The organism is Rhodoferax sp. RT5P35 (assembly GCF_056521385.1).
In genome coordinates this window covers 42,962-66,233 of the sequence record NZ_JBWMAX010000012.1, presented here as the reverse complement: position 1 = coordinate 66,233, position 23,272 = coordinate 42,962, and the positions used below count along the sequence as shown (strand labels likewise).

22 protein-coding genes are annotated in these 23,272 nt (G+C 49.5%); 4 read left to right on the top strand and 18 right to left on the bottom strand.

Going from position 1 to position 23,272, the window contains the following annotated elements:
- Position 1: 1 nt before the first annotated feature.
- Together lptG and lptF are read right to left on the bottom strand one after the other, a co-directional pair.
- Complete coding sequence (gene lptG / locus AC097L_RS18250) at positions 2 to 1,126, bottom strand: LPS export ABC transporter permease LptG (RefSeq protein ID WP_479588011.1); 1,125 nt, start codon at positions 1,124 to 1,126, stop codon at positions 2 to 4.
- The gene (lptF, locus tag AC097L_RS18245) at positions 1,123 to 2,226 is read right to left on the bottom strand and encodes an LPS export ABC transporter permease LptF (protein WP_479588008.1); all 1,104 of its coding nucleotides are present in this window, start codon (positions 2,224 to 2,226) and stop codon (positions 1,123 to 1,125) included. The genes lptG and lptF overlap by 4 nt, the downstream gene beginning before the upstream one ends.
- A 71-nt stretch (positions 2,227 to 2,297) precedes the next feature.
- Here lptF and AC097L_RS18240 point away from each other — a divergent pair, with 71 nt between their 5' ends.
- The 4 genes from AC097L_RS18240 to AC097L_RS18225 all read left to right on the top strand — a co-directional run bounded on the left by AC097L_RS18240 (position 2,298) and on the right by AC097L_RS18225 (position 5,953).
- Positions 2,298 to 3,884 (top strand): leucyl aminopeptidase, encoded by a 1,587-nt coding sequence (locus tag AC097L_RS18240; protein ID WP_479588006.1) that lies wholly within the window; start codon positions 2,298 to 2,300, stop codon positions 3,882 to 3,884.
- Between the two features lie 16 nt (positions 3,885 to 3,900).
- Complete coding sequence (locus AC097L_RS18235; RefSeq protein WP_479588002.1) at positions 3,901 to 4,335, top strand: DNA polymerase III subunit chi; 435 nt, start codon at positions 3,901 to 3,903, stop codon at positions 4,333 to 4,335.
- Positions 4,332 to 4,652 (top strand): hypothetical protein, encoded by a 321-nt coding sequence (locus AC097L_RS18230; protein WP_479588000.1) that lies wholly within the window; start codon positions 4,332 to 4,334, stop codon positions 4,650 to 4,652. The genes AC097L_RS18235 and AC097L_RS18230 overlap by 4 nt, the downstream gene beginning before the upstream one ends.
- A gap of 167 nt (positions 4,653 to 4,819) precedes the next feature.
- A complete protein-coding gene (locus AC097L_RS18225) occupies positions 4,820 to 5,953 on the top strand; it encodes a branched-chain amino acid ABC transporter substrate-binding protein (protein WP_479587997.1) in 1,134 nt (377 codons plus the stop codon).
- A 256-nt stretch (positions 5,954 to 6,209) separates the two neighbouring features.
- Here AC097L_RS18225 and AC097L_RS18220 read toward each other — a convergent pair whose 3' ends face one another.
- From AC097L_RS18220 to epsE, 16 genes are all read right to left on the bottom strand, one after another.
- A complete protein-coding gene (locus AC097L_RS18220) occupies positions 6,210 to 7,301 on the bottom strand; it encodes a nucleotidyltransferase family protein (RefSeq protein WP_479588175.1) in 1,092 nt (363 codons plus the stop codon).
- A gap of 145 nt (positions 7,302 to 7,446) precedes the next feature.
- Complete coding sequence (locus AC097L_RS18215) at positions 7,447 to 8,769, bottom strand: UDP-glucose dehydrogenase family protein (RefSeq protein ID WP_479587995.1); 1,323 nt, start codon at positions 8,767 to 8,769, stop codon at positions 7,447 to 7,449.
- 185 nt (positions 8,770 to 8,954) lie between these two features.
- Positions 8,955 to 9,896 (bottom strand): glycosyltransferase family 2 protein, encoded by a 942-nt coding sequence (locus tag AC097L_RS18210; protein WP_479587993.1) that lies wholly within the window; start codon positions 9,894 to 9,896, stop codon positions 8,955 to 8,957.
- A gap of 40 nt (positions 9,897 to 9,936) precedes the next feature.
- Positions 9,937 to 10,545, bottom strand: coding sequence for a WecB/TagA/CpsF family glycosyltransferase (locus tag AC097L_RS18205; protein WP_479587991.1), 609 nt, complete (start codon positions 10,543 to 10,545; stop codon positions 9,937 to 9,939).
- Between the two features lie 145 nt (positions 10,546 to 10,690).
- Positions 10,691 to 11,461, bottom strand: coding sequence for a glycosyltransferase family 25 protein (locus tag AC097L_RS18200; protein WP_479587989.1), 771 nt, complete (start codon positions 11,459 to 11,461; stop codon positions 10,691 to 10,693).
- The gene (locus AC097L_RS18195; RefSeq protein WP_479587987.1) at positions 11,458 to 12,942 is read right to left on the bottom strand and encodes an oligosaccharide flippase family protein; all 1,485 of its coding nucleotides are present in this window, start codon (positions 12,940 to 12,942) and stop codon (positions 11,458 to 11,460) included. The genes AC097L_RS18200 and AC097L_RS18195 overlap by 4 nt, the downstream gene beginning before the upstream one ends.
- Positions 12,943 to 12,983: 41 nt before the next feature.
- Positions 12,984 to 14,081, bottom strand: a complete 1,098-nt coding sequence (locus AC097L_RS18190) for a GumK N-terminal domain-containing glycosyltransferase (RefSeq protein WP_479588173.1) — start codon at positions 14,079 to 14,081, stop codon at positions 12,984 to 12,986.
- A gap of 10 nt (positions 14,082 to 14,091) precedes the next feature.
- Positions 14,092 to 14,979, bottom strand: coding sequence for a glycosyltransferase family 2 protein (locus AC097L_RS18185; RefSeq protein ID WP_479587985.1), 888 nt, complete (start codon positions 14,977 to 14,979; stop codon positions 14,092 to 14,094).
- Positions 14,980 to 15,028: 49 nt separating this feature from the next.
- Positions 15,029 to 16,075, bottom strand: a complete 1,047-nt coding sequence (locus AC097L_RS18180) for a glycoside hydrolase family 5 protein (protein WP_479587983.1) — start codon at positions 16,073 to 16,075, stop codon at positions 15,029 to 15,031.
- Positions 16,072 to 17,211 (bottom strand): glycosyltransferase family 4 protein, encoded by a 1,140-nt coding sequence (locus AC097L_RS18175; protein ID WP_479587981.1) that lies wholly within the window; start codon positions 17,209 to 17,211, stop codon positions 16,072 to 16,074. The genes AC097L_RS18180 and AC097L_RS18175 overlap by 4 nt, the downstream gene beginning before the upstream one ends.
- Positions 17,208 to 18,548, bottom strand: coding sequence for a polysaccharide polymerase (locus AC097L_RS18170; RefSeq protein WP_479587978.1), 1,341 nt, complete (start codon positions 18,546 to 18,548; stop codon positions 17,208 to 17,210). The genes AC097L_RS18175 and AC097L_RS18170 overlap by 4 nt, the downstream gene beginning before the upstream one ends.
- 37 nt (positions 18,549 to 18,585) lie before the next feature.
- On the bottom strand, positions 18,586 to 19,263 hold the full coding sequence (gene epsI, locus AC097L_RS18165) for an exosortase-associated protein EpsI, B-type (RefSeq protein ID WP_479587976.1): 678 nt from the start codon (positions 19,261 to 19,263) through the stop codon (positions 18,586 to 18,588).
- Positions 19,263 to 20,102 (bottom strand): exosortase B, encoded by an 840-nt coding sequence (gene xrtB, locus AC097L_RS18160; protein ID WP_479587974.1) that lies wholly within the window; start codon positions 20,100 to 20,102, stop codon positions 19,263 to 19,265. Before xrtB ends, epsI begins: the two co-directional genes overlap by 1 nt.
- A 108-nt stretch (positions 20,103 to 20,210) precedes the next feature.
- Positions 20,211 to 21,065, bottom strand: coding sequence for a chain length determinant protein tyrosine kinase EpsG (gene epsG / locus AC097L_RS18155; RefSeq protein ID WP_479587973.1), 855 nt, complete (start codon positions 21,063 to 21,065; stop codon positions 20,211 to 20,213).
- Positions 21,062 to 22,435 carry a chain length determinant protein EpsF gene (epsF, locus tag AC097L_RS18150; RefSeq protein ID WP_479587971.1) on the bottom strand — a complete coding sequence of 458 codons (1,374 nt, stop codon included), beginning with the start codon at positions 22,433 to 22,435 and terminating at the stop codon, positions 21,062 to 21,064. The genes epsG and epsF overlap by 4 nt, the downstream gene beginning before the upstream one ends.
- 16 nt (positions 22,436 to 22,451) lie before the next feature.
- Complete coding sequence (gene epsE / locus AC097L_RS18145) at positions 22,452 to 23,264, bottom strand: polysaccharide export protein EpsE (RefSeq protein WP_479587969.1); 813 nt, start codon at positions 23,262 to 23,264, stop codon at positions 22,452 to 22,454.
- Positions 23,265 to 23,272: the final 8 nt, after the last annotated feature.

Below are 23,272 nucleotides of genomic sequence, written 5' to 3'. Positions count from 1 at the left end.
TTCAGCGCCTTAAAACAAGCCAGCCAAATGCGGCTAGCGAGAGGATGGAATAAATCAAACCCGGTGCAGCAGCGGTCAGCCAGGGCTGCCAGTTTTGCAGGTTGCCGATGTAGCCAAATACGTTATTCAGCAAGAAAAAGCTGATGCCTGCCATCACGCCGCCAAACACATACGTGGTGATGCCCCCGGCGCGGAAGTGCAGGTAGGCAAACGGCAGCGCCAGCACCACCATCACCAGGCAACTCAGGGGGTAGAACACCTTGCGCCAGAACTCGATCTCGTAGCGCTGGGCCGACTGGCCGTTGTCATTCAAATGCCGGATGTACTGGAACAGGTCCAGCGTGGCCATGCGGTCGGGCTTGAGCAGTGCGGTGGACACCATCTCGGTGCTGATCTCGGTGGGCCAGCGGTAGGTGGGGAGGCTGGTACGCTCGACGCTGGCGGTGTCGGTGGCCTGCGTGTCCTGGGTGTGGAAGCTGCTGCGCTCCACGTTGGTTAGCGTCCAGGCACCGCCGCTGGCAAATTCGGCAGATTCTGCGTGCATCAGCGACACCAGCAGGCCGCTGCGGTCAAATTCGAAAATCCGCACGCCCTGCATCCGGCCCTTGGCACCCAGAGTGCTGACATTGGCCGCAAATGAATGGTCATTTTGCTTTTCCTTGAGCCAAGCACCGGTCTGGCCGACGGTGATACCGCCTTGGTAGCGGGCTTTGATGAGTTGCGCGGCACGGTCCGACACCGGGGCCAGGTAGTCGCCAATGGCAAAGGTCAGCACCACAAACGCCAGGCCCAGCAGCAGCAGGGTGTGCAAGGCCCGCCAGGGGCCTAGGCCGCTGGTGCGCAGAATGGTGTATTCGGAGCTTTGCGCCAGCCGGGCCATCACAAAGATGGTGCCGATCAGTACGGTAATGGGCAGCAGCTCGTACAAATGGCTGGGCACCATCAGCGCCACCACCAGCAGTGCATGGGTCACCTGGTAGCCGCCAACGCCGTTACTACCGCCTCTGCCCACCCAGCGCAGCTCGTCCACAAAGTCAAAAAAGAAAAACAGCGCCAGAAAACCCAGGGTCACAAAACCCACGGCGACCAGGATTTCTTTGTACAAAAGCTGGCGGATGGTCCTCATGCTGCGGCTCCGGTGCGGCGGCGCGGTAACAGGTTGCGCCAGGACAGATGGTGGTGCCGCGCCAGCAGCCACGCCAGGGCCAGCACAAACACGCCACCATGCAGGCCCAGCATGAAGCTGGCAAAAGGCACTGCACCGTTGGCAATCCAGTTTTGGCCCAGGTTCAGCAGGTTGTAGTAAGCCACAAAGGCAAACAGCGCAAATAGCACGTTGCCGCCCCGGCCAGAGCGCGGGTTGCCGCCCGACAAGGCCAGCGCAATCACCACAAAGTTCAGTGCCGCCAGCGCCAGGCTGAGCCGCCAGGCCAACTCGCCCAGATTGAGGGCAGTGGGTTCGCGCACCAGCTCCAAGCTGGAGCGCACGCGGGAGGGCGGGGCATCCAGCGCGCCCATGGCATTGCCACCGATGCGGGTTCCGTACTCCTTGAACTCACTGACCTTGAGGTCGGGCTCGCCGAGGTTGGACTCCAGCCGCTGGCCGTTGCGCAGGATCAGAAACGACTGTTCGTTGACCAGGTCGATCGAGGCGCTGCGTGCCGAGGTCACGGTTTCCTTGCCATGCTCGATGGACGAGATAAAGATGTTGTTGCCGCTGCGTTTGTCGGGTGAGTCTTTGTCGATAAAAAACACCCGGTTGCCGTTGGCCGACTCCTGGAACTGCCCCGGCGCGATGCGCTCCAGGTCGCCACGCTGTTCATAACGGTCTTTCATGTCCTGGATTTGCTGGTTGGACCAGGGCCATACCACCAATGCAAAGGCTGCCACCGCCAGCAAGATCGGCCAGGCGAAGCGAAACAGCGGTCGCAGCAGCCCCACCAAACCCTGGCCGCTGGCGAACCAGATCACCATTTCGCTGTCGCTGTACATGCGTGAGAGGGTACTGACGATGGCCACAAAAAGGCTCAGCGTCAGGATGGTGGGCAAGTACCCCAGCACCGTATAGCCCAGCACCATCATCACCTCGGACGGGTTGACTGCGCCCTTGGCGGCCTGGCCCAGGGTGCGGATCAGCATCATGGTCATCACGATGGTGATCAGGGCGACCAGCGTAGCGCCGAAACCGCGCGCCAGCTCTTTGCGAATAGAAGAATGGAATAACATCGTTGACGGATTGCAAGCTACCGAGTGACTGGCCACACCTGGCCCAACCGACACGACAACACGACTAAATTATGAACTTTGAACTGAAATCCCTGGACTTGGCCGCTTGCGCCGCCGAGAAATGCGATGCCCTGATTGTGCTGGTGTCCGAAGCCTTTGCACCGGGCAAGGACGCATTGTCTCAGTTGATCGCTCAGGCCCGCAGTGCCGGGGATTTGGACACCAAACCGGGTAAGTTGCTGCAAATGTACCGCCCGGCCGCGGCCACCGCCAAGCGGGTGCTGCTGGTGGGTGTGGGCGACGGTTCTGTGCGCCACGTGCGCCAGGCGGTCGGTACGGCTGTAGCCGCTGCCAAAGGTACGGCTGTGCACAAAATACTCATCAGTTTTGCCGGTGCCGCTGCCCAAAAGTGCGTCCGTGCGGTGGTGCAGTGCGTTGCCGAGGCCACCTACGTCTACACCACCACCAAATCAAAGCCCGAAGGCCGCGTGCTGGCCAACGTCTGGCTGTGCGCCCCCGATGCCGCTGCGGCCCAAGCCGAGCTGGCCTTGGGCACGGCCACGGTAGCCGGTGTCGAGCTGGCCAAAGAATGGGCCAACCGCCCCGGCAACCACGCTACGCCCACCCTGCTGGGCACCGCCGCCAAGGCGCTGGCGCGCTTCCCCAAAATCCAGTGCGAAGTGCTGGGCCCCAAAGAAGTTGCCGCACTCGGCATGGGTTCGTTCATGTCGGTGGCGCAGGGCTCCAAAGAGCCGCTGCGTTTCATCGTGCTGCACTACAACGGCGCGGCCAAGGCCAACGCCCCCACGGTGCTGGTCGGCAAGGGCATCACCTTTGACACCGGCGGCATCTCCATCAAGCCTGCGGCCGAAATGGACGAGATGAAGTTCGACATGTGCGGAGCCGCCAGCGTGCTGGGCGTGTTCCGCGCGCTGGCCGACCTGAAGCCCGCCGTCAATGTGGTTGGCCTGATCCCGGCCTGCGAAAACATGCCTGACGGCGGCGCGGTCAAGCCCGGCGACGTGGTTACCAGCATGAGCGGCCAGACCATCGAAAACCTCAACACCGATGCCGAAGGCCGCCTGGTGCTGTGCGACGCGCTGACCTACGCCGCCCGCTTCAAGCCCCGTGCCGTGATCGACATCGCCACCCTCACCGGTGCCTGCGTGGTGGCCCTGGGCGGCGTGCGCAGCGGCATGTTTTCTGCCGACGACAGCCTGGCTGCCGCTCTGCAAGCCGCGGGCGAATCGTCGCTGGACCCGTGCTGGCGCCTGCCGCTGGACGACGAGTACGGCGAAGGTCTGAAGTCCAACTTTGCCGACATGGCCAACGTGGCCGGGCGCGCGGGCGGGGCCATTACCGCCGCCAAGTTTCTGCAGAAGTTCACCGCCAAAATGCCCTGGGCGCATCTGGACATTGCCGGTACCGCCTGGAAGAGTGGGGCGGCCAAGGGCGCTACCGGGCGGCCTGTGGGTCTGCTGCTAGATTACGTGTTAAATAAGCCTCCAGCGCATGTTCCGTCTGCACCAGTAGCTACTAAATCAGTAGCAAAACGCAAAACAGCGGTTCCTGCGGTTGCCGCGCGCAAAGTGGCTGCCACGGCCAAAACGCTGCCCGCATTGCGCCCTAAAACGCCTCGCAAGACAGCAGCCAAATAAGCCGAGCTGCCTGCACATGACCCACGTAGAGTTCCACTTCAACGCGCCCGACAAAATCGCCTACGCCTGCCGTTTGCTGCGCAAGGCCAGCCGCCAGGGCGGGCGGGTGGTGGTGGTCGCAAGTTCCGAGCTGTTGCAGGCCCTGGACGCAGCCCTGTGGAGCTTCAGCGCCACCGACTTTGTGGCCCACACTCTGACCACCTCCGATGCCAACGTGCTGGCGGCGTCGCCCGTGCTGCTGCTGGAGTCGGCGTTGGAGGCCCCGCACCAGCAGGTGTTGCTGCAATTGGGCGATGCGGTGCCAGCCGGGTTCGAGCGCTTCGAGCGGCTGATTGAGGTGGTCACCTTGCAGGAAGATGACCGCGTCCTGGCACGCCAGCGCTGGAAGCATTACGCGGGCCGCGGCTATGCGGTCCAACGCAAGGATTTAGAGCTGAAAGAGCCCGCATGACATTTGATCCCCCCCGCCAACCCCCGCGTTTTGTGCCCACACTCACCGAAGTGGTGCAGCCCAATTCGGTGCCTGTCGCTCCCGCGACACCCGCCGGTTTCATCGCGACCGAGGCTCTGGAAGACCAGATCATCCACCGTGTGATGCAGCGCATCGACCTGTCGCTGGAGCGGCGTTTGCGGGAGGCGGTAGCGGCTATGGTGCTGCAGCAAACCCAGTCTTTGGTTCCACGCTTGCGTGAGGAAATTGAGTTTGTAGTGCGCCAATCGGTGTCCGATGCGGTGGCCGACGAACTGGCGACACGCAGCGCCGGGTAGTGTTTTTTAGCGCTAAAAAACCAATTTTGTATGCCCTAAATGGGTACAAAAAGCGTTGTCCGCGTGTTCCCTATGTTTCAGGCCCAAAAATTGCGGTATGGTTCGGCGGTGGATTTTTCCATTCACAGCGTTATCGCTATCAAGCTATTTTGTACATTGGAGTTTTTATGCAAATGAAGTTGAAATTGACTGTAGCTGCTGCCATCACTGCTGTGGCAGGCATGGCTTCTGCCCAAGACGTGCAGGTCGTAAAAATCGGCCACGTAGCCCCTATGTCTGGTGCACAGGCCCATTACGGTAAAGACAACGAAAACGGTGCCCGCATGGCCGTTGAAGATTTGAACACCCAAAACGTGGTGATTGGTGGCAAGAAGATCAAGTTTGAGCTGGTAGCCGAAGACGACGCTGGCGATCCAAAGCAAGGCGCGGCAGTTGCACAAAAGCTGTGCGATGCCAAGGTCAATGGCGTGGTCGGCCACTTGAATTCGGGCACCACCATCCCTGCATCCAAGGTTTACAACGACTGCGGTATCCCCCACATCACCGGTGCGGCTACCAACCCCAACCTGACCAAGCCTGGCTACAAAACCACCTACCGCATCATCGCTAACGACAACTCGCTGGGCGCAGGGCTGGCCTTCTACGCAACCGATGCCATGAAGCTCAAAAAGGTCGCCATCATTGACGACCGTACCGCCTACGGCCAAGGTGTTGCTGAAGTGTTCAAGAAGACTGCCATGGCCAAGGGCATGACGGTTGTGGACGAGCAGTTCACCACCGACAAAGCCACCGACTTCATGGCCATCTTGACTTCCATCAAGTCCAAGGCACCTGATGCCATCTTCTTCGGCGGTATGGACCCCCAAGCGGGCCCGATGCTGCGCCAGATGGAACAACTGGGCATGACCAACGTCAAGTACTTTGGTGGTGACGGCCTGTGCACCAACGAAGTGGCCAAGCTGGCTGCTGGCGCCAAAACGCTGGAAAATGTGGTGTGTGCTGAAGGCGGCGCTTCCCTGGTCAAGATGCCAGGCGGCGTGGAATGGAAGAAGAAGTACGATGCCAAGTTCCCTGGACAGTTCCAGATTTACAGCCCCTACACCTACGATGCGACGATGGTTCTGGTGGACGCTATGAAGCGCGCCAACTCCACCGACCCCAAGGTCTACACCCCTGAAATTATCAAGACCAATTACAAGGGCGTGACCACCACCATCAGCTTCGAACCTAATGGCGAACTGAAGAACCCATCGATCACCCTGTCCGTTTACAAAGACGGCAAGAAGACCGCGCTGAACTAATCGTTCCAGCACCCACAAAAAAGCCACCGCGAGGTGGCTTTTTTACGTCTGGCCGTTGCACACACATGCTACAAATTAAGTAGCTGCTTGCGTAGGTCTCATATGCACTTACAGCCTAAAAAGCATGAACCCCGAACAACGACATTGCGACCAAAGATACCGTGGATCTGGCTCCGCCAGGCCACTGGTATCGACCCCTGCAAGGGGGTTGGCGCTGCCACACAAAGTGGGCAAGCCTGGGGGTTGTACCTAAAACCTATGCCCTGGCATCGCCCCAGCGCAGCTGGGCCGTTTCATCGCCTCGGTATAAGGTTTCGCCTGCGCGGTCTACGCAGTAGTTGGGCGACACAATCATTTCGTTGAAATGCATGTCGGCCGCGATGCGGGTGTATTCAAACAGAATACTACGGGTGACTTTGGCACCTGAACGTATGTGGCTGCCATGGCCAATCCAGCACGGCCCGATGATGGTGGACCCGGGCTCAATTCTGACGCTGGAGCCGATGTACACCGGCCCTTGGATATTGCACTGGTCCCAAGCAATAGAAGTATTGAGCCCCACCCAGATGCCGGGCTTCACCTCACGGCCCGGAATATTCATCTGTGCAACCTCACCGCGCAGGACACGCTGCAATACCGCCCAGTAGTCGCTCACCCGGCCAATGTCGATCCAGTTAAAGAAGCGTTTTTGCGCATAAAACGGCAGTTTTTCTGCCACCAGTTGCGGAAACAGTTCCGAGCCAATGTCATACACCTTGCCAGCGGGGATCATGTCAATCACCTCTGGGTTAAAAATGTAAATGCCGGTACTGGCCAGTGTGGATTGGGCCTCTTCGGGATTGGGTTTTTCCTGGAAGGACTGGATTTGACCTTCGGCATTGGCCACCACAATGCCGTAGTTGGAGACTTCGGAACGGGGTACATCCAATGTGACCACGCTGGCAATTGCACCCTTGGACTTGTGCTCGTGCAGCGCAGCGCCAATGTCCAGGTCAATCAATGCGTCGCCGCACAGCACTAAAGTAGGTTCGTCAAAAAAGCCGCTGAAATCCTGGATGCGCCGCATACCCCCAGCGGAGCCAAACGGCTTGGGAATCACGTCTCCGTGTTCACGCACGCCTTCGTAGGCGTAGCCAATTTGCACGCCCCAGCGGTGGCCGTCGCCGAAATACTGCTCAATTTTGTAGTGGTTAAACGCCACATTGACCATGATCTCCTTGATGCCATAGTTGGCCAAGTGCTCGATCAAATACTCCATCACCGGCTTGCCCAAAATAGGCACCATTGGTTTTGGCATGTTCTTGGTCAAGGGGCGTACCCGCGTCCCTTGGCCTGCTGCCAGAATCATTCCCTTTGCCATTGCTATTCCTTGCGAGTTATTTAATATAAGTGAACAAAGCTTGAACATCATGCCCCAAGGCTGCTGTCGAAGTTACCGCAACATAGAGAAATGCAAGGCGGTTTTCCCCCATATTGAGTAACTAATTGTTGTACTAGCGTCCAATTGCCTGGTATTCAAACCCCATGGCGCGCACCAGCTTGGGGTCGTACATGTTGCGGCCGTCAAAAATCAAGGGGTGCTTGAGCTTGGACTTGATGGTGCCGAAGTCAGGGCTGCGAAATTCTTTCCATTCGGTCACGATCAACAGCGCGTCTGCATCTTCCAGTGCGGCCGTCTGGCTATCCGCAAAGCGCAGGAGCGGCTCATTTGGAAAACAATCCTGGGCTTCGGCCATGGCTACCGGGTCATAGGCGGTGATGGAGGCACCGGCTGCCAGCAAATCTTGGATCACCTCGCGGCTGGTGGCCTCGCGCATATCGTCCGTATTGGCTTTAAATGCCAAGCCCCAAAGTGCAAAATGTTTGCCTGTAAGGTCGGCCCCAAACCGCAGCTTGACCTTATTGCCTAAAACATGCTTTTGCGCATCATTGGCCCGCTCTACAGCGTTCAAAACCCTCATGTCGATACCTGCATCGGTAGCTGCTGTCTTGATCAGCGCTTTCACATCCTTAGGAAAGCAAGAGCCACCATAGCCCGCACCCGCGTACAAAAAGTCATAGCCAATACGGGGATCGCTGCCAATACCTTTACGCACCTGTTCGATATCGGCACCCAGTTTTTCTGCTAAGTTGGCCAATTCATTCATAAAGCTGATGCGGGTTGCCAGCATGGCATTGGCGGCATATTTGGTGAGTTCTGCGCTGCGCACATCCATCAAAATAAGTCGGTCGTGGTTGCGCTGGAACGGCGCATACAGAGCCCGCATGTTCAGCGCCGCTTGCTCGTCATCGCAACCCACGATAATGCGGTCGGGCTTCATGAAGTCTTCAATAGCCGCACCTTCTTTGAGAAACTCGGGGTTTGACACAACGCTGTAAGGTGTGTTTACACCGCGCAAGGCCAGTTCGTCGGCTACAGCTGCCTTTACTGCATCGGCCGTGCCCACCGGTACAGTGCTCTTGTCAACAATGACCTTGTAGTCGGTCATGTGCCTACCGATATTGCGCGCGGCAGCCGTTACATATTGCATGTCGGCTGAGCCATCCTCACCAGGGGGTGTACCCACCGCAATGAACTGGATGGTGCCGAAATGCGCCGCCCTTTCCAGATCCGTGCTGAAGTGCAACCGGCCAGCCAACACATTGCGGCGCACCATCTCTTGCAAACCAGGTTCAAAAATAGGAATGCCACCGTCTTCCAAAACTTTGATCTTCGCCTGATTGACATCCAGGCACAGCACATCGTTACCCACTTCGGCCAAGCAGGCGCCGGATACCAATCCTACGTAGCCGGTGCCTATAACCGTAATTTTCATAAGTTAATTCCCGAGAAATACATATTAATAAATTGATAATTCCGCACTATTCAAATATAAAATATTTTATTTGAAATTATTGAATAAAGAGTGGTTTCTTAAATACGAGGAGGGTAACTCAGGAAAAAATGTGGTACATTATAAAAAATAATTGACTTAATTTTTGGTTGTCTAATGTGACGGGGCTACCCTAAAGAAACCGGTGGTTTTGGTCGAAATTTCTTTTGAAGAATATAATATATTGAACGAACTCTAATTCTTAACATTGAAATATAACCCCGTGTCTGAAAGTGTTCTTTCACAAGTTGGATGTATTTTGAATCAATTTTTGTTGAATTTTTTATTTCTGACAAACCTAGCGCTATTTGTGTGTCAGAGAATTTTGCTAGTTGAGGAAAATTCTTGTTTAACCAATAACCTGTCAATATACTTATGCGTACTGTCATTGATGCATCACGATCCGTACGTGTAAAAAGATTATTGCCATGGATTCGCTGTAGCGTCAATGATGTATCCAGGAAGGTTCCTTTGCCTAAACCTACGGCAATATATTTCATGTAATTTTCACACATGGAGCAACTTTCGGATTCTGGCATCGGAAATATCTTTGAGATTAGAGTTGCCTTAAAGCTTAATCCAGATGTTGCTGGTATCTCCATAACAAGATGTTTTCCAAGTGACCCGGCAAGTATTTCACGTCGATAATCTGAATAAAAGAAACTATTTGATCGAATATTATTATTCAATGGATGCATTTTTTCATCGCAATGCACTATTTTATCAAAACACCAATCAACGTCAGAATGTCTATTGAATTCCTCAACGATACGAGCTATTTTTTGGAAACTAAATGTATCGTCCGCATCCAAAAATGAAATTATTTGTCCTTTACTGTGTGATACACCCACATTAAATGCGGAAGCCTGCCCACCATTTTTCTTAAAAATAATAGTAAGTTGGTCACTGTATTTTTCGAGAACATCTCTGGAATTATCTGTAGAGCCATCATCAACCACAATTATTTCTATATTTTTATAGGTTTGCGATAACGAGCTTTGAATTGCATCGTCAAGAAATCTACCATAATTGTAATTGTTTATCAGAATGCTTACTAATGGATTATTCATTTTTACACCTGTAAAGGTAATTTTATTATAATTTAAAGAGCTATTTTTTACATAAACATACAAAGAGAAAATGTACTATATCCACTGTGTAGCGGCGCAATAGTCGCGTAGGCTCTTGGCATAATCTGAATAACCACTCACATCGAATGCGCTGGACCCAGCTTGGGGCACGTCGTACGCCACCACCGAGAAAATCAAATAAAGCACCTACTCCCACGAACAACTTGGCATTTAATGAATTAATATTAGCGTGTATCCAGGCTTCTTGGAGTGGATTACCCATAGCCACCAAAATAATATCCGCCCCAGACTGATTAATCAAGTCGCACTGCTGGGTTGGCGATAAGCTTGAATATCCATTCAGGCAGCCTACTACTTCTTGTGCCGAATCTTGTTCGATAATTGCAGCTGCTCTCTCGGCAATACCAGGTTTCCCACCAAATAGAAAAATCTTATGTGGAGTAGGCAGATTTTTTAATAAATAAGGTAGGAAATCCGTCCCATTTAGATTGTCCTGGTAGTATTTTCCGTGAACTAGTTTGCACGCAATATTTAAACCAATACCATCATTCACCAATATAACATCTTCACTGCTTAGCCAATCCCGTAATGCTCGACACTTTAATACAAAATTGGTGTTAACGAACAAAAGGACTGATTTCCTAGAAAAGCTCAATCGATTCTGTAAGAAAATACTTAGTTTGGCAGATGTAGTAGAGCGTATCGGGTAATTGGCCAAGGATAACAGTTGGTCTTCAGTAGAATTAGGCATTAATTATTTTAAATATATAAAATTACATAAAATCTATTCTTTTATAACCCTTAATAATCTTTATTATTCCGGTAATAACTTTTGATGGAGATGTCATTTTAATTTTTTCTTTTATTTTTAATATTTTGGAAGGAGGCGACTCAATATTACTTTTAAATTTAATCGATCCGCTTAATAAATATTTGTCTTGCGTGCATGGCGCAGGATTAAATTGAAATATATTTAATTTTTTCGCTATTGCTGAATTTTCGAAATTGTATAAAAGAGCATCAGATGAATCATGAACTTCTGTTGGCAGGCTTATTAGTTTCTGCGCAGCATTTCGACTTAGTATGTATCCTCCAGCACACCAACTAGTAGATTTGACACCATATATGTTACGACCACCATACTTAAGAACGGGCTCTTTTGTTAATAAAACTTTATTTGTAGATGTTTCTAGCCGAATAATATCAAAATTATCAGGGATCCATTGATCGCTATCTAAGATATTTTTTAAATCATTTGATATGTGAATATCATCTTCAAAAACTGCACAAAATCGCTCGTTACTCGAAGCAATTTTTTCCCAAGCATGATAGTGGCTGAGAAAACAACCCATTTGACCAGGTAACCACGGAATTTTTCTTCTAGGACGCAATTTGGAAAAATTATCGAACTCCTCTTTAGAAAATTTACTTCCATCGATTCCCGAAATTCTAGAAAATTCGAGACCTATTTTTTTAAAATTTGAAATAAAAAAATCAAGACGATCTTTATTTCTGTCCAAATTTATCAAGTATGATTTAATCATGCAATTATTTTTTTAAGCGTTTTTAATAATAAACCAAATTTCGCAGGAATAAAGTCGGAACTTTCATTTATAAAATTCCTTGTTTCATCTTTGAAAATAAAAATTGATAACGCTATATGGGAAAGTATACCAATAGTGCATGCTACTATTATTTCAAAAAATCCCGAGAAAAAAATTTCCGTTTGGTTTTGAAAAATTATTACAATAATAAACATTAAAATAGAAGCCGCTAGATTTGGAATTATTATTTTAAATAATTGAACATATGTTTTCCCAAATGTATTTTTAAAGAAAAACAAATTAAATATAGCTAATATATAGTTTTTTAATAAAAATCCACATGCGGCAGCGGTTAAGCCGAATGAAATGCTAATGAATGCCACAATACAATTAACGATCAACCCAATAATAGAAATTTTCATTACAAGTTGGGATTTCCCACATGCGGTTAAAGCGGCTTCAATGTTGTATGAAATTACCGTTGGCGCTACGCCAAGTGCCAATATTGTCATAATACTACCGCTTGCCGACCATTTTTCCCCAAATGCAAGAACAATGAATTGAGAACTTATTGCAGCAGCTCCAAAAAATATAGGAAATATAATATATGTACTAATTCGAATCATCCGCATTGAAGCTTGGGCTTGAGCTTCTATTCCAGATATTCTAGATAGCGCAGACAAAGCGGTATACTCAAATGGTTTTAATATTATATCTTGTAGAATAAATAAGGCTCTACCCCCAACTCTATAGAACCCTAGTGCAAGCGGACCAATGATAATTCCTATTAGTATCTCAAAAATATTAAAACTGAAACTTCCAATGACTTGTGCTAACATTAATGGGGTTGCAAATTTTGATATTATTTTTGCTTGCGGTATTGAGAATTTTAATGAAGGAATCCATTTTGCAGATACTATCGTAATCAGCATTACGAGTGTATGGTTGGTTACTTGCTGCCATACAAGAGAATATACCCCGTAATTATTAATGGCGAGATGTATTCCTACTACTCCTGATATAAAGCCACTTATTATACTTCTGTAGGCGATAGAACGATATGCAAACACGCGTTTCAATTTACCCTCTGAAATTGCTTTAAAACCTTCTGCAAATAAAACAATAGATAAAAGCTTAATTACCGGGCCGGCATGGGGGTCGTAATGTATAGACGCAAGTGGTGCGACAATAAAGATAACAATCCCTGACACTATGAACGCATAGGCTAAGTTCATATAAAAACATGTTGATGCATAAATTTGATCCCATTTTTCTTTTTGTATTATTGCCTGGGTCATCCCTCCTGTTACAACAAATCTTCCCATATCTACAATAATAAGTGCAAGTGCCATGAGACCAATATCTTTAGGAGAGAGAATTCTCGATAAAAATATAAAAATAACAAAACTAACGATACTGTTGCTACTTGCCGCAAGACTCATCCATGCCGTACTACTACCTAATTGCTTTTTTATTGACATAGAAGTCTTATTAATACTGATTGAGTTATTAATTTTGAAATTTAGATTTTTGTGTCTTTGAAGGTCGTTGGATTTATTAGGCGATCTGTAACCTCAGACCAGGAAAGAATTTTTCGTGAGCGCTCATGGGGCATTTTCATCGCGGCATCAATGGCCGCCTTGATCGAGTTGTTATTTCCTGGGGTATATCCAACGCGAGACTTGTATTTTCCTGTTACCGTTTTAGGGCAAACAGTGGGTAATCCAAAAAAATCGTATTGCAACATTTTTAATGAACTATCCGCCAAATAAACGGGTACATCTTCAGAAATATAGGGTGCTATGCCAAAGTGGGCATGCTTGATATATCTGATGGTTTCCGAATATTTCATATCGCCATAAACTCTAACATTTTCTCCATAGCTTTCTGATCGTGCATGGCCGGAGCCCACGACGTGAAAGATAATTTTAGGGAACGCATGACTGGCATATTCGAAAAATGAGGGATCAAAAAGCATTGAGCCCATAGAAATAGCGTGTATTCCTTCTCCATAAGGTGAAGGATCACCTTGTTCATTTAAATTTAGATCAAGTCCGTTTGGGACCAGATAAACGTTATTTTTACTGGGTATATTTTCTGCCATTAAACTTGACAGAAGGCAAAGTGCATCCATTTTAGGGGATACTTTTAAAAACTTTCTATGCCCATAGCTAGAAATGTTGATTGTTGCCAAATCATCTGATCCACGATATATGTGTTTGGCTTTTGGGTTTATTTTTTTTGCTAGTTCAAAATAAATGGGGGCAATCCCACTTTCGTAAATTACTATGTCAGCCTGCAAAATCCAATTTACTAAAGTATTGTTAGGAAATTTTTCGTAAATGAAAAATAAAATATTTTCAAGTGGTCGAAAAAATTTATATTTTAAATTGAATGGATGAAGTAGCGTCTTCCATAAATAGCACTCTACGCCATTGTACAATTCTATTTTATTTGCATTGTGATTAATGGCTGTGCGTATATCGTTTTTATATTTTGAGAGGAAACTGTACCGTAGCGAGAAAAAATTAACTTTACCACGCTTGGCCAATTCATCTGTAATAAAGTGAATACTCGACCTTCGGGGCGTCCGGTAGTCATGGTGTGCAGTAATAACCAAATAGCGCAATTTATTTCCCCCTTTTATTTTCTAATGATTCATCTGGTAACGGCCAGAGGCGATAGCCATGTGCTATTCCTTTGGCCCATGCTAACTTGTAACGACCTTCCGTAAACTGAAGTAAACAGAAATACAGAAACCCACGTGCCGCACTACGGGAAACTCGCGAACTCACCGTTATTAGACCAAAATCATGCTTTTTCATTAATGCACCGAAACCTGCACCATATTTTTCAGCTCTTTCTATATAAGCTACGGGATCAATTTTTTGTACTTGATCATGGTGAATAATTAAATTTGGTGTATATATGAGTTTCATATTTTTATCGACCGCGCGCAGCAGTAGATCCGCTTCTTCTCCACTCTGAAAGGGGGTCTTTGCACCTACTCCAAATTGTTCGTCAAATCCATTTAATCGGCGTACTGCTTCAGTTTTTGCAAAAATAGCGTTAGAGTTACCACATGAGAGATAATTAGATCGTGTTATTTTTGTTTCTTCTTCAAATGTAGGGCTTACTGACTGTATATTATCCTTGTCAAAAGTTCGACCTGTGATAAATTCTGCGTTTTTAGAGTTATTAAAAAGTTCTATTACTTTTTCTATTGTGCCAGGTCGATACCAGCAGTCGTCATCAGGAAATCCAACGAAGTTACCTTGAGCTGCATCAAGACCTGCATTTCTGCCAAGCGATAAACCCTTTGCTGTGTGAAAGTGATTAATTGTAAATTTTGATAAATAGGGTGCAATGGTTTTATCTAGAAAAGTTGGCGGATTTTGGTCGACTAATACCAGTTCAAATAATTCTGGATTTTGCAAGGAAAGAGATTTTAGGAGGCGTTCAAGTTTATCCTGACGTCCAAGTGTGCAGGTGATGAGTGATAATATTGATTTAGGCATGGCTATATTTTAATTAATATTTTTATTGATATTCTGGTTTTTCGTATTTTTATTCTTTTGGTAAAAATAAACGAAGAATAGACAACTGCGCACTTGCTCGGTCTTCTTTGGGTTGGATGCTAAAGGGATAATCTCCCCACCATGGTCCTGCCGCCCAGTAAGTCCAACCTAGCCATGCATCGCTGTCTTGCATGGACTCCAGCATAGTCTTTAGTATGGCAAGGCAGTCAGTTGATGGGGCTACACCGAACTCACCTAGAAAAAAACGTTTCTTTTCTTGTTTTGCCCAAGTTGTGACCCGGAGCATGATTTCGCGTAAGCGTGCTGGATCAATACATTTTGAACTCTGGCCAGAATAGTTTGTATCTGCATACTGGTGCAGTTCAATCGCAAAGTTATTCAATGGGTCATGAAAATTGCGAAAACCATTTGCAGCACTAACGCCGTCAAAAGACTTATCCCATTCATGTGCACCACTCCAACGTCCGCTGGGCACTAGCAGCAGGTTGCGTGTTCCTGCTTCGCGCAGGGCCAGCACGGTTTGTTGGGCTATTTGCATCCATTGAGATACAGGCAGGGCAGAAGGTTCGTTCATCAGCCCAAAAGCGGTTTCTTCTGGGTTGTCAAATGCTTGGTGCAGCCTTAGCCATACGTCCGTAAAGGCACTGGCCGGCAGGTTGGCACTGCCAAGTACCCGGCCTTGGTAGCCACCGTAGTTGTGCATGTCCAGCAGCACACAAACGTCCATGTCTTGTGCCCACTTGATCACTGTGCGCAGTTGCTCAACTTCTGCAGCCTCTAGTGGCCCGTTGGTCTGCCGTTGTATGCGCTCCCAGAGAAAGGGTACGCGCACGATGTTCATACCTTGGCTTTTGAAGTGGGCTAAGTCTTTGCGTGACGGATAGATGTAGTCTTTATTCACGATACCTGGTATGCGGTCGTGTCCAAATTCCGCACCTGACAGATTGACACCGAGCAGACGTTTCTGGTCTAAGCAGCTCGCCTGTGCATTACCAAGCACTATCCATAGCGTGCAGAGAATGGGCACAAGGCGTTTGGAGATATGGCCGAGCAAAAATGTGACGTATGGTGTCATCGAGCCGCCTCCAGTACTTGGTCGTATTGCAGTGTGTAGCGTTCGGCAACATCTTTCCAGGAGTAAGCCTTTGCAGCGCTGCGTGTCGCAGTACGGTGGTCTCTGCCATTGTTTAGCTCCTGCATATGCATGGCATGCCATTCGCCTACGTGTCGAGCCTGGGTGGCCGCGTTAGTAGCGGAAAGTATCAGGCCGATACCGCTACTACTGACAAGACGTTTAAATGGAGGAATAGCGCTCAAGATGGGCACCAGTCCGGCGCTCATGGCCTCAATGGGTGCAATCCCGAAGCCTTCATGGTGCGACATGCAGATGAAGTAGCTGGCCTGAGATATCAGCATGCGCAGGTCTTGGTTCGTGGGGCCGGGGACAATGCTGACCCGATCAGCTACACCTTTTCGAATGGCGTAGTCGAGCATGGCCTCGGCTGTAAGGTCGTATTCACGACCGGCAATCGTCAGATGCCAAGGGATTTTGGGCTGATCTGCACACAAGGCAGCCAGCAGATCAAGGGTTTCCATCAGCCCTTTATTAACCGACCAACGGCCAAAGTAAATCAGTGCGGGCTGCAGCGTGGGCGAGGCCGTGTTGTCAAATTTTTGTATATCCACGCCGTTTTCAATGACCTGGAGCCGGGGTGCCTTCAGTATCTGACCGAATATGTCGCCATCGTTTTCGCTGGTGGCAATAACACGGCTGTAAGCTCTGGCAGAAGTGCGTGTGATGCTATGAAAAAACAAGCGTTTGAGCCGCTGGGCAAATGCCGTATGGAAAAACCCGCCGTGGGTCGATGCCACCAAGGGCTTGCAGTGCAAGGGACGGGTCAACGCCAAAAAGTCAAAAAAGAAGTCCACTCCGTGCACGTGTACCAAGTCTGCTTCGCGCAGGGCTTTTAGCACCTGCGGGCACCAGGGGTAGCGTTCAGACCCGCTATAGGGAAGGCGGTGTACCGGTATGCCGTCCAATGTTTCATGCGCTGGAACGGTCTGGTTGGGCTCGCGAAACACCCGGTCTAGCGTTACGACGTAAGGTTTATAGACAGTTTGAGTGTGCTGGTGTTGCACCAGATTGCGCACCACTTCTTCCATGCCGCCGATAGATGGCAGGTACTGGCGAACGACGTGAGCGACTTTCATACACGATTCCCATTAACTGGCGAAAGGTTGTTTGGGTTATTGATTGCTGCCAACCCATAAGGTGGTTTGTACACGTTGGGCGTGTAAGGTGACATAGGGCGAAGCGCATTATGTTTAGGCTTAGCTGGTAGAGGAGGATCGACCAGCACACCCATCAAGAACCATACTAGTCCAGCGGTTTTTAGGGCAAAAATAGACGTGCCACTGATGGCTAAATTAGAAAATATGTACAGCACAACTAGGGTTCGAAACCACGTGCCGCGTTGGTTAGTCATTGGAATCAAAAAAATGACAGCGATAAAGCCTATCGATAACGGGGCACCAAATCGAGATATAAAGTAGGCGTAACCCATATCACCATAGTTCAACATTTTCCCATACAGACCCATTAAAAGCTTCCAATCAAAATTTAATATTTCTAAGCCACTCCAAGTTATGCGCCCCAAAAAATTATCGCCGTCCAAACGGTTGGTAGAAGCCACGCCAAGTACAAATACTAGAATAATAAAAGGAATGGCCGGTGAAATTTTGCTTAGCATACGTATGGGGAATAGACGCATTATTATTAATATGCCTGCCATCATGAGGCCAAAGCGCGAGTCGCTAAGGGCAATGAGGAATGTTGCAGCGATAATGAAGATAGGGTTTTTACGATTTTCTGCCCATGGTTTGCTCAGTGCCCAAGCTATAAGGATGACAGAAAAATTTCCCAGTCCAACTGGCTCCATCAAAAGCGAAGAGACCCGGTGTGGACCTAGAAGGAGTGGAAGAATGGTTCGGCCAATACCTTCAGGTCGGTAACCGTTTAGTGTTAACATTTGTCCGCCAAACATGGCTGCATTTTCGCTGATACCACCAGTCTTGTTATAAAAAGAAAATGTGTTGAACAAGTTGGCGTAGGCATCTTCAAAAAAGGCTTCAAATAACCCTACGGCCATCAAGACACAGGTGATCATTTTTAAAAGACGGTCTGCAAAATCTCGATCTGCCACGTATCGCCCGAGGCTAAAGAATAGAATGGGAATGATTAAATCTCGAACACCTTTAAGGTCTGGCGCTTGCCGTATTAACCAAGCGAGAAGTAACCAAGAAAATGCGCAAAAACTAAATGCTATGGTAGACAGTGGCAAGTGGTGCCGTATTACGTAAAGGCAGCTAGCGTAAATAAGTGCTTCGGTAGCACCCACCAGTGCAGCAGATGCAGTAATCCCTCTAGCATTTAGGAAGCTCAAAAACGAAAGATAGCAAACCGACGCGATCAAAATGCAGGTTACGAGCCGTGCTGGATAGGCTGGTGTTGGGTCTGGAGACAAAAGTTGGTGTTTGTTTGGGGTCATATATGGATACCCGGAAGATGGCGAATGCATATTTCAGCTAGATGCCTGCAATGCGTTGGCGGTCTGTGGGGGGTAGCACAGCTAGTAACGCAGCAACAAATGCAGCTTGCTGGTCAAAGCCGTTGCGGGGCGAAGTGTCTATGCTGGATACGCGAAAAAGCAGACCGTCAGTGACCATTCCTTGTAGCCCGTAACGCATTTCGACCAGCTTACGTTGCACGCTGTCCAGCACGACTTGGTTGCCCACCATTGCCCAGTAGGTCACGGGTTCGATACGGATCTGGTTAAGTTGCGTCTCAAGACGTCGAACAGGCACCAAGCCATAGGGCGTGGCCAAGCTGCCAATGTTGTTGGATTGCACTTCAAAACCTTGTGCGGGATAGCACAGTTCTGGGTGGTGCAGTTGAGACTCACCCCGTTGGCGTTTGCCGTAGGCGACAGACAGCATGATGCGGTAGCCTTGGCTGTTAGTGTAAGTGCGTGCCAGTGTTTGGTCGTAACTGGTTTTAGCCACCGTTTTTTGTAGTGGATCAACAATGGGGATCAGACCTTCGGGTAGCTGTTTCCAATCTCCAAATAAGGTGGGCACTATAGATTGCAGGGCAATGGGCGGACGCAGGTCGGCCATGCTTTGTTTAGGATGCAGTGCTGCTGCTAGGCCAGCGCTAATCAGCATCAAACCCAATAAAGCGAGGCTTTTGAGGGGGATGCTCATCAGGCTATACCTGTAGAGGTATTACGCTGCGGATAATAGGCTTCGGCTGCATGTAGCAGCGTATCGAATCCGATGATGAGCAGCAGGGCGCTGACAAACAGCACCATGCCCGCAAAGCCATGCAGGAAACCTTGGCCTGCCGCATCACCTAAATGGTAAGTAATCAGTGTTAACGCCATGACGCGGATGACGTTGGCAGTGAATGAGATGGGCACTATCAAAATGGCGAGGCCCAGGTTGCGGAATGCGGAGTCGCGGCGCACTAGATTCAGATACAGCAAGCCCAGAGCTTCCAGCGTGAGCAAGGTGTGCAAGCCTGCGCAAGCATCTGCTACCAGCAACATGTACTGGCCAATTTGTAATATGACACCTGAGCGGCCTATGGGGTAGCCGGCCCAAAACAAAATGTGCTCCGCAACGTACGACACGGCCATTTTCATGGGCATGGTTACGGTATCGACCACAGCAGCGGGCAGTGGCACCATAAAAAGCATGAAAAACAGCCCGAACCATTGGGCTTTGAGTGCAGCAGTTCCGCGCATAAGCAGGATACTGCCGACCAGTAGCCACACCATCGAGCCTACTTCAAACATCAATATGTCTTGAGACCTGCCAAGTGTGTATAACAGTAGGCCGGTAATGGCCACTAGCCACCCCCAATGGTTAGCTGCTTTGTTGTGGCTGGCATGCTGCATCTTGGACCAATTACGGTAAATCAGCCATATAGCGATACCGAGAACGATGGGGCCGTGTTTTTGTTCGGCTTGGCTCCATACGCCGGAGAACAGGTCTATAAGGCTGGGTATGTATAGCACCGCCAATCCCATAATGACAGGCATCCATTCCACCAACTCTGCACGCAGAGGTTTGGGGATGTGGATGGCATGTACTTGGGGTAGGAGTGGACTCACTGGTACGCGTCTGGTCGTGCTTGGGCTGCAGGGCGTTTAGTCATCATTGAGCACTGCCCCCACCATTGCTACACCGCCATCTTGGAGTCGGCGGGTGAGTTTTACTGTGTTGGTTAGCAAACTCTGGTTTTTGCGCGTAACTACCAAGGCAGCGCCAGTGCGTGCAGCGATGATTTCTGCATCCGCATAAATGGCACCTGCGGGTGTGTCAATGATGATGATGTCAAACGCTTCTGCCGCTACCTGTAATAGGCTGGCAAAGGCCGTACGACCCAAAAGTTCTTGTGGGTTAGGGGGGGTAGCACCCGCTGGTAGAACGCACAAACCTTGCAGACTAGGTATTGGGCGCGCTACCTCTAGCCCTACACGACCAGCCAAAATGCCCGACAGGCCTGCATTCTTTACCAATTTGAACAGTATGTGTTGGTATGGGCCGCGCAGGTCGCCATCAATCAGTAGCGTGCGTGCACCTTGCTGGGCAAACACGATGGCTAGGTTGGCTGCAATAAAACTGCGACCTTCGCCTTTGTCGGGGCTGACCACTGTAAGTACTTTACGGGCGGGGTCGGTGTTGAACCAGCGCAGCATCAATTGGCTGCGCACGGCTCGCAGGTTTTCACCAACGCGGCTAAAAGGTTTGTAGGCAGCTACCAGTTCAGGGCTGAGGCTGGTGTCGTTGTCCGACAGGTAGGCGTAGTCGAATTGCAGAGAGAGCGCGAAGTCAATGTGTTCTTTGGTGAGCAATTTCAACGCAATGGCAGCATCGCCGAATTTGAGATTCTCTTTTTGCTGGTGCTGCGTAATGCGCGCGGCATCTGCAATAGACAGACGACCTGTTGCTACCAGAATATCGCCTATTGAGCGGGTCGCGTCGTTAACAAGGGTGTTCATGCACTGGCTCCTTTGGCGTGTTTAAGCATGCCAGCTGCAGATGCAATCGTTCCCAGCATTGGCAGGCCAAGCGCTTCCGAAAGGTCATCTGAAGAGCGCACGCGGCGATGTGTGAGCTCCAGCACTAACGCGGTACCCACACCCAGCAAAATACCCAAAAATATCGAAACGAGTGCATTAAATGCCAAGCGTGGTGAGGATGGTTTTGTGGGGGCTACTGCAGGGTTCAGCATGGCAATATTGGTCTGGTTGGCTTGGCTTTCCATATTGGTTTGCGAGGCGCGTTGGCTGACAGCTTCAAAGGTGCGCTGGGCAGACTCAATATCGCGGCGCAGTACGTTGAGCTCGTCGCGTTGCTTATTCAGTACCAGTACACGGGCTTTCTGGTTTGCCAGTGCGCCTTGTAGCTGTTGCTCACGCTGTTTGCTGACTTGGTAAGCTGTTTCGATCGACGTGGTGATCTTGCGTGTCTCGCTATCTAACTGGCCCTTGAGGGTGGCCAGTTCTGCTTCAGAGCGCAACGTTTGGGGATGGTTTTTACCTAGGTTGATATTGTTTTGCATCAGCGTAGCTTCGAGTCTTGCAATATCTGCTTTTAGTCCATTGATGAGAGGGCTTTGCATTACCTCCGCCAAAGTATCTGTCTTGGTGCTTTGGCGTTTACTTTGGCTATCGGTGGTTTGGCCTTGTACACCTGTAAGCTGGCTGGAGGTTTCGTTTAGCTTGGTGGTCTCAAAATCAACTTGTTGCTCGGCTGATGTAATACCGTTCTTTTGCAGGTAGTCAGACAGTGCGCGCTGGGCTGTTTCCAATTTTTCGCGTGCGGTTTTGGTTTGTTCTTCAAAGAATACCGCGTATTGCCGAGCTGGGGCCAAGCGGAGATCGAGGTTAACGTCTATGTAGGCTTGGGCAAAGGCGTTGGCTGTCGTAGCGATGAAGTCAGGGTCGGTCCCTGTGTAGGTGATGTTGATTACATTGCTGTCTCTTGAAGGCTTTACGTCCAGACTCTTCTGTAAAGCTGTTGCCAGCCAATCAGCGAGTTGGCCTTTGCCTTTGGTGGCCTCTAGCCACTGCTGGCGAATCGCGGGGCTCTCTTCCATGCGCAACAATTTCACAACCGCTTTAGCCGTCCGGTCGCTGTTGATAATGTCAATTTGGGTTGACATGTAGCCTGGTGCCGCCAAGCCTTGAAGTATTTGGCCGCTCATGGGGTCTGGTGATTTCACATCTACCACTACCGCTGCACTTGAGGTGTATTGCTTTGCTTGCAGCAGGCTGATAACAACTGTTGCCACCACAGTAAATACAAAAATAAGCAACACTATTTTGTAGCGCGCACGCAGAATTATCAAAAATTGTTGAAACGTCATGGCATGGATGCTCGGTTTAGAACAGGCTTTCTTTGACGTAAATTACGTCATTCGGCTGTATGGTATCGGTCAATTTGGGATCGATATGCTGGATGGTTCCATCGGTGGCGCTACGATCTAGGCGCAGGCGCTTTTCGGTGCCGCGCGCTGTTATGCCGCCGCCTAAAGCCAGGGCTTGCATGACAGTCATGTTTCTTTCAATTCTGTAGGCACCGGGGCGCTGTGCTTCACCATAGATATAAAAAACCGGGGCCTTGTCGACGTAGATGCTGTCGCCACCTTGTAAGACGATATCGTCTTGTATTTTGTCTGTTAGAAAAATAGAGGGGATGTTGATCTGTTTTCGAAAAGGCTTGCCGTTACGCAGGCCTGTAACAACTGCAATGTCATCGCCTATGGGTGTAGCACCGCCGGCCATTGCCAGCATGTCGCTGAGCCGGGTGTTTGCTGTTTCTAGCGCAAAACGTCCTGGACGCGTAACCTGGCCTAGCACTGCAACCTGGTTACCGCGGATCTGCACCAATACGATATTGACCTGGGGCTTTTTGATGAAGCCTCCGTTTTGCAAGGCATCGGCAATCTTTTTCTCAGCTACCGCGATGGATAGACTGCCTAATGCAACGGTACCGATTAAAGGATAAGTAATTTCGCCGTTTTCAGAAACACGGGTTTCTACAGTCAGGTCGGGGTTTTGAAATACTTGCACGCGGATGGAGTCACCGGCACCTAGGGAATAATCGGGTTGCGATTGCGCCCACGTATTTGGGCCATAAAATAATAAAAAAGTCGCTAGCGTAAGCTGTGCTAGTCGAAGTAGACGGTGTGTCATGGGGGTTT

Bases quoted from the DNA above. Each gene is read 5' to 3' on its own strand.
- AC097L_RS18180 (WP_479587983.1), bottom strand. From the start codon at position 16,075: ATGACACCATACGTCACATTTTTGCTCGGCCATATCTCCAAACGCCTT.
- AC097L_RS18175 (WP_479587981.1), bottom strand. From the start codon at position 17,211: ATGAAAGTCGCTCACGTCGTTCGCCAGTACCTGCCATCTATCGGCGGC.
- epsF (WP_479587971.1), bottom strand. From the start codon at position 22,435: ATGACGTTTCAACAATTTTTGATAATTCTGCGTGCGCGCTACAAAATA.
- epsE (WP_479587969.1), bottom strand. From the start codon at position 23,264: ATGACACACCGTCTACTTCGACTAGCACAGCTTACGCTAGCGACTTTT.
- AC097L_RS18215 (WP_479587995.1), bottom strand. From the start codon at position 8,769: ATGAAAATTACGGTTATAGGCACCGGCTACGTAGGATTGGTATCCGGC.
- AC097L_RS18235 (WP_479588002.1), top strand. From the start codon at position 3,901: ATGACCCACGTAGAGTTCCACTTCAACGCGCCCGACAAAATCGCCTAC.
- AC097L_RS18170 (WP_479587978.1), bottom strand. From the start codon at position 18,548: ATGACCCCAAACAAACACCAACTTTTGTCTCCAGACCCAACACCAGCC.
- epsI (WP_479587976.1), bottom strand. From the start codon at position 19,263: ATGAGCATCCCCCTCAAAAGCCTCGCTTTATTGGGTTTGATGCTGATT.
- AC097L_RS18225 (WP_479587997.1), top strand. From the start codon at position 4,820: ATGCAAATGAAGTTGAAATTGACTGTAGCTGCTGCCATCACTGCTGTG.
- epsG (WP_479587973.1), bottom strand. From the start codon at position 21,065: ATGAACACCCTTGTTAACGACGCGACCCGCTCAATAGGCGATATTCTG.
- AC097L_RS18240 (WP_479588006.1), top strand. From the start codon at position 2,298: ATGAACTTTGAACTGAAATCCCTGGACTTGGCCGCTTGCGCCGCCGAG.
- AC097L_RS18200 (WP_479587989.1), bottom strand. From the start codon at position 11,461: ATGATTAAATCATACTTGATAAATTTGGACAGAAATAAAGATCGTCTT.
- AC097L_RS18210 (WP_479587993.1), bottom strand. From the start codon at position 9,896: ATGAATAATCCATTAGTAAGCATTCTGATAAACAATTACAATTATGGT.
- lptG (WP_479588011.1), bottom strand. From the start codon at position 1,126: ATGAGGACCATCCGCCAGCTTTTGTACAAAGAAATCCTGGTCGCCGTG.
- AC097L_RS18195 (WP_479587987.1), bottom strand. From the start codon at position 12,942: ATGTCAATAAAAAAGCAATTAGGTAGTAGTACGGCATGGATGAGTCTT.
- xrtB (WP_479587974.1), bottom strand. From the start codon at position 20,102: ATGCCTGTCATTATGGGATTGGCGGTGCTATACATACCCAGCCTTATA.
- AC097L_RS18230 (WP_479588000.1), top strand. From the start codon at position 4,332: ATGACATTTGATCCCCCCCGCCAACCCCCGCGTTTTGTGCCCACACTC.
- AC097L_RS18185 (WP_479587985.1), bottom strand. From the start codon at position 14,979: ATGCCTAAATCAATATTATCACTCATCACCTGCACACTTGGACGTCAG.
- AC097L_RS18220 (WP_479588175.1), bottom strand. From the start codon at position 7,301: ATGATTCTGGCAGCAGGCCAAGGGACGCGGGTACGCCCCTTGACCAAG.
- lptF (WP_479588008.1), bottom strand. From the start codon at position 2,226: ATGTTATTCCATTCTTCTATTCGCAAAGAGCTGGCGCGCGGTTTCGGC.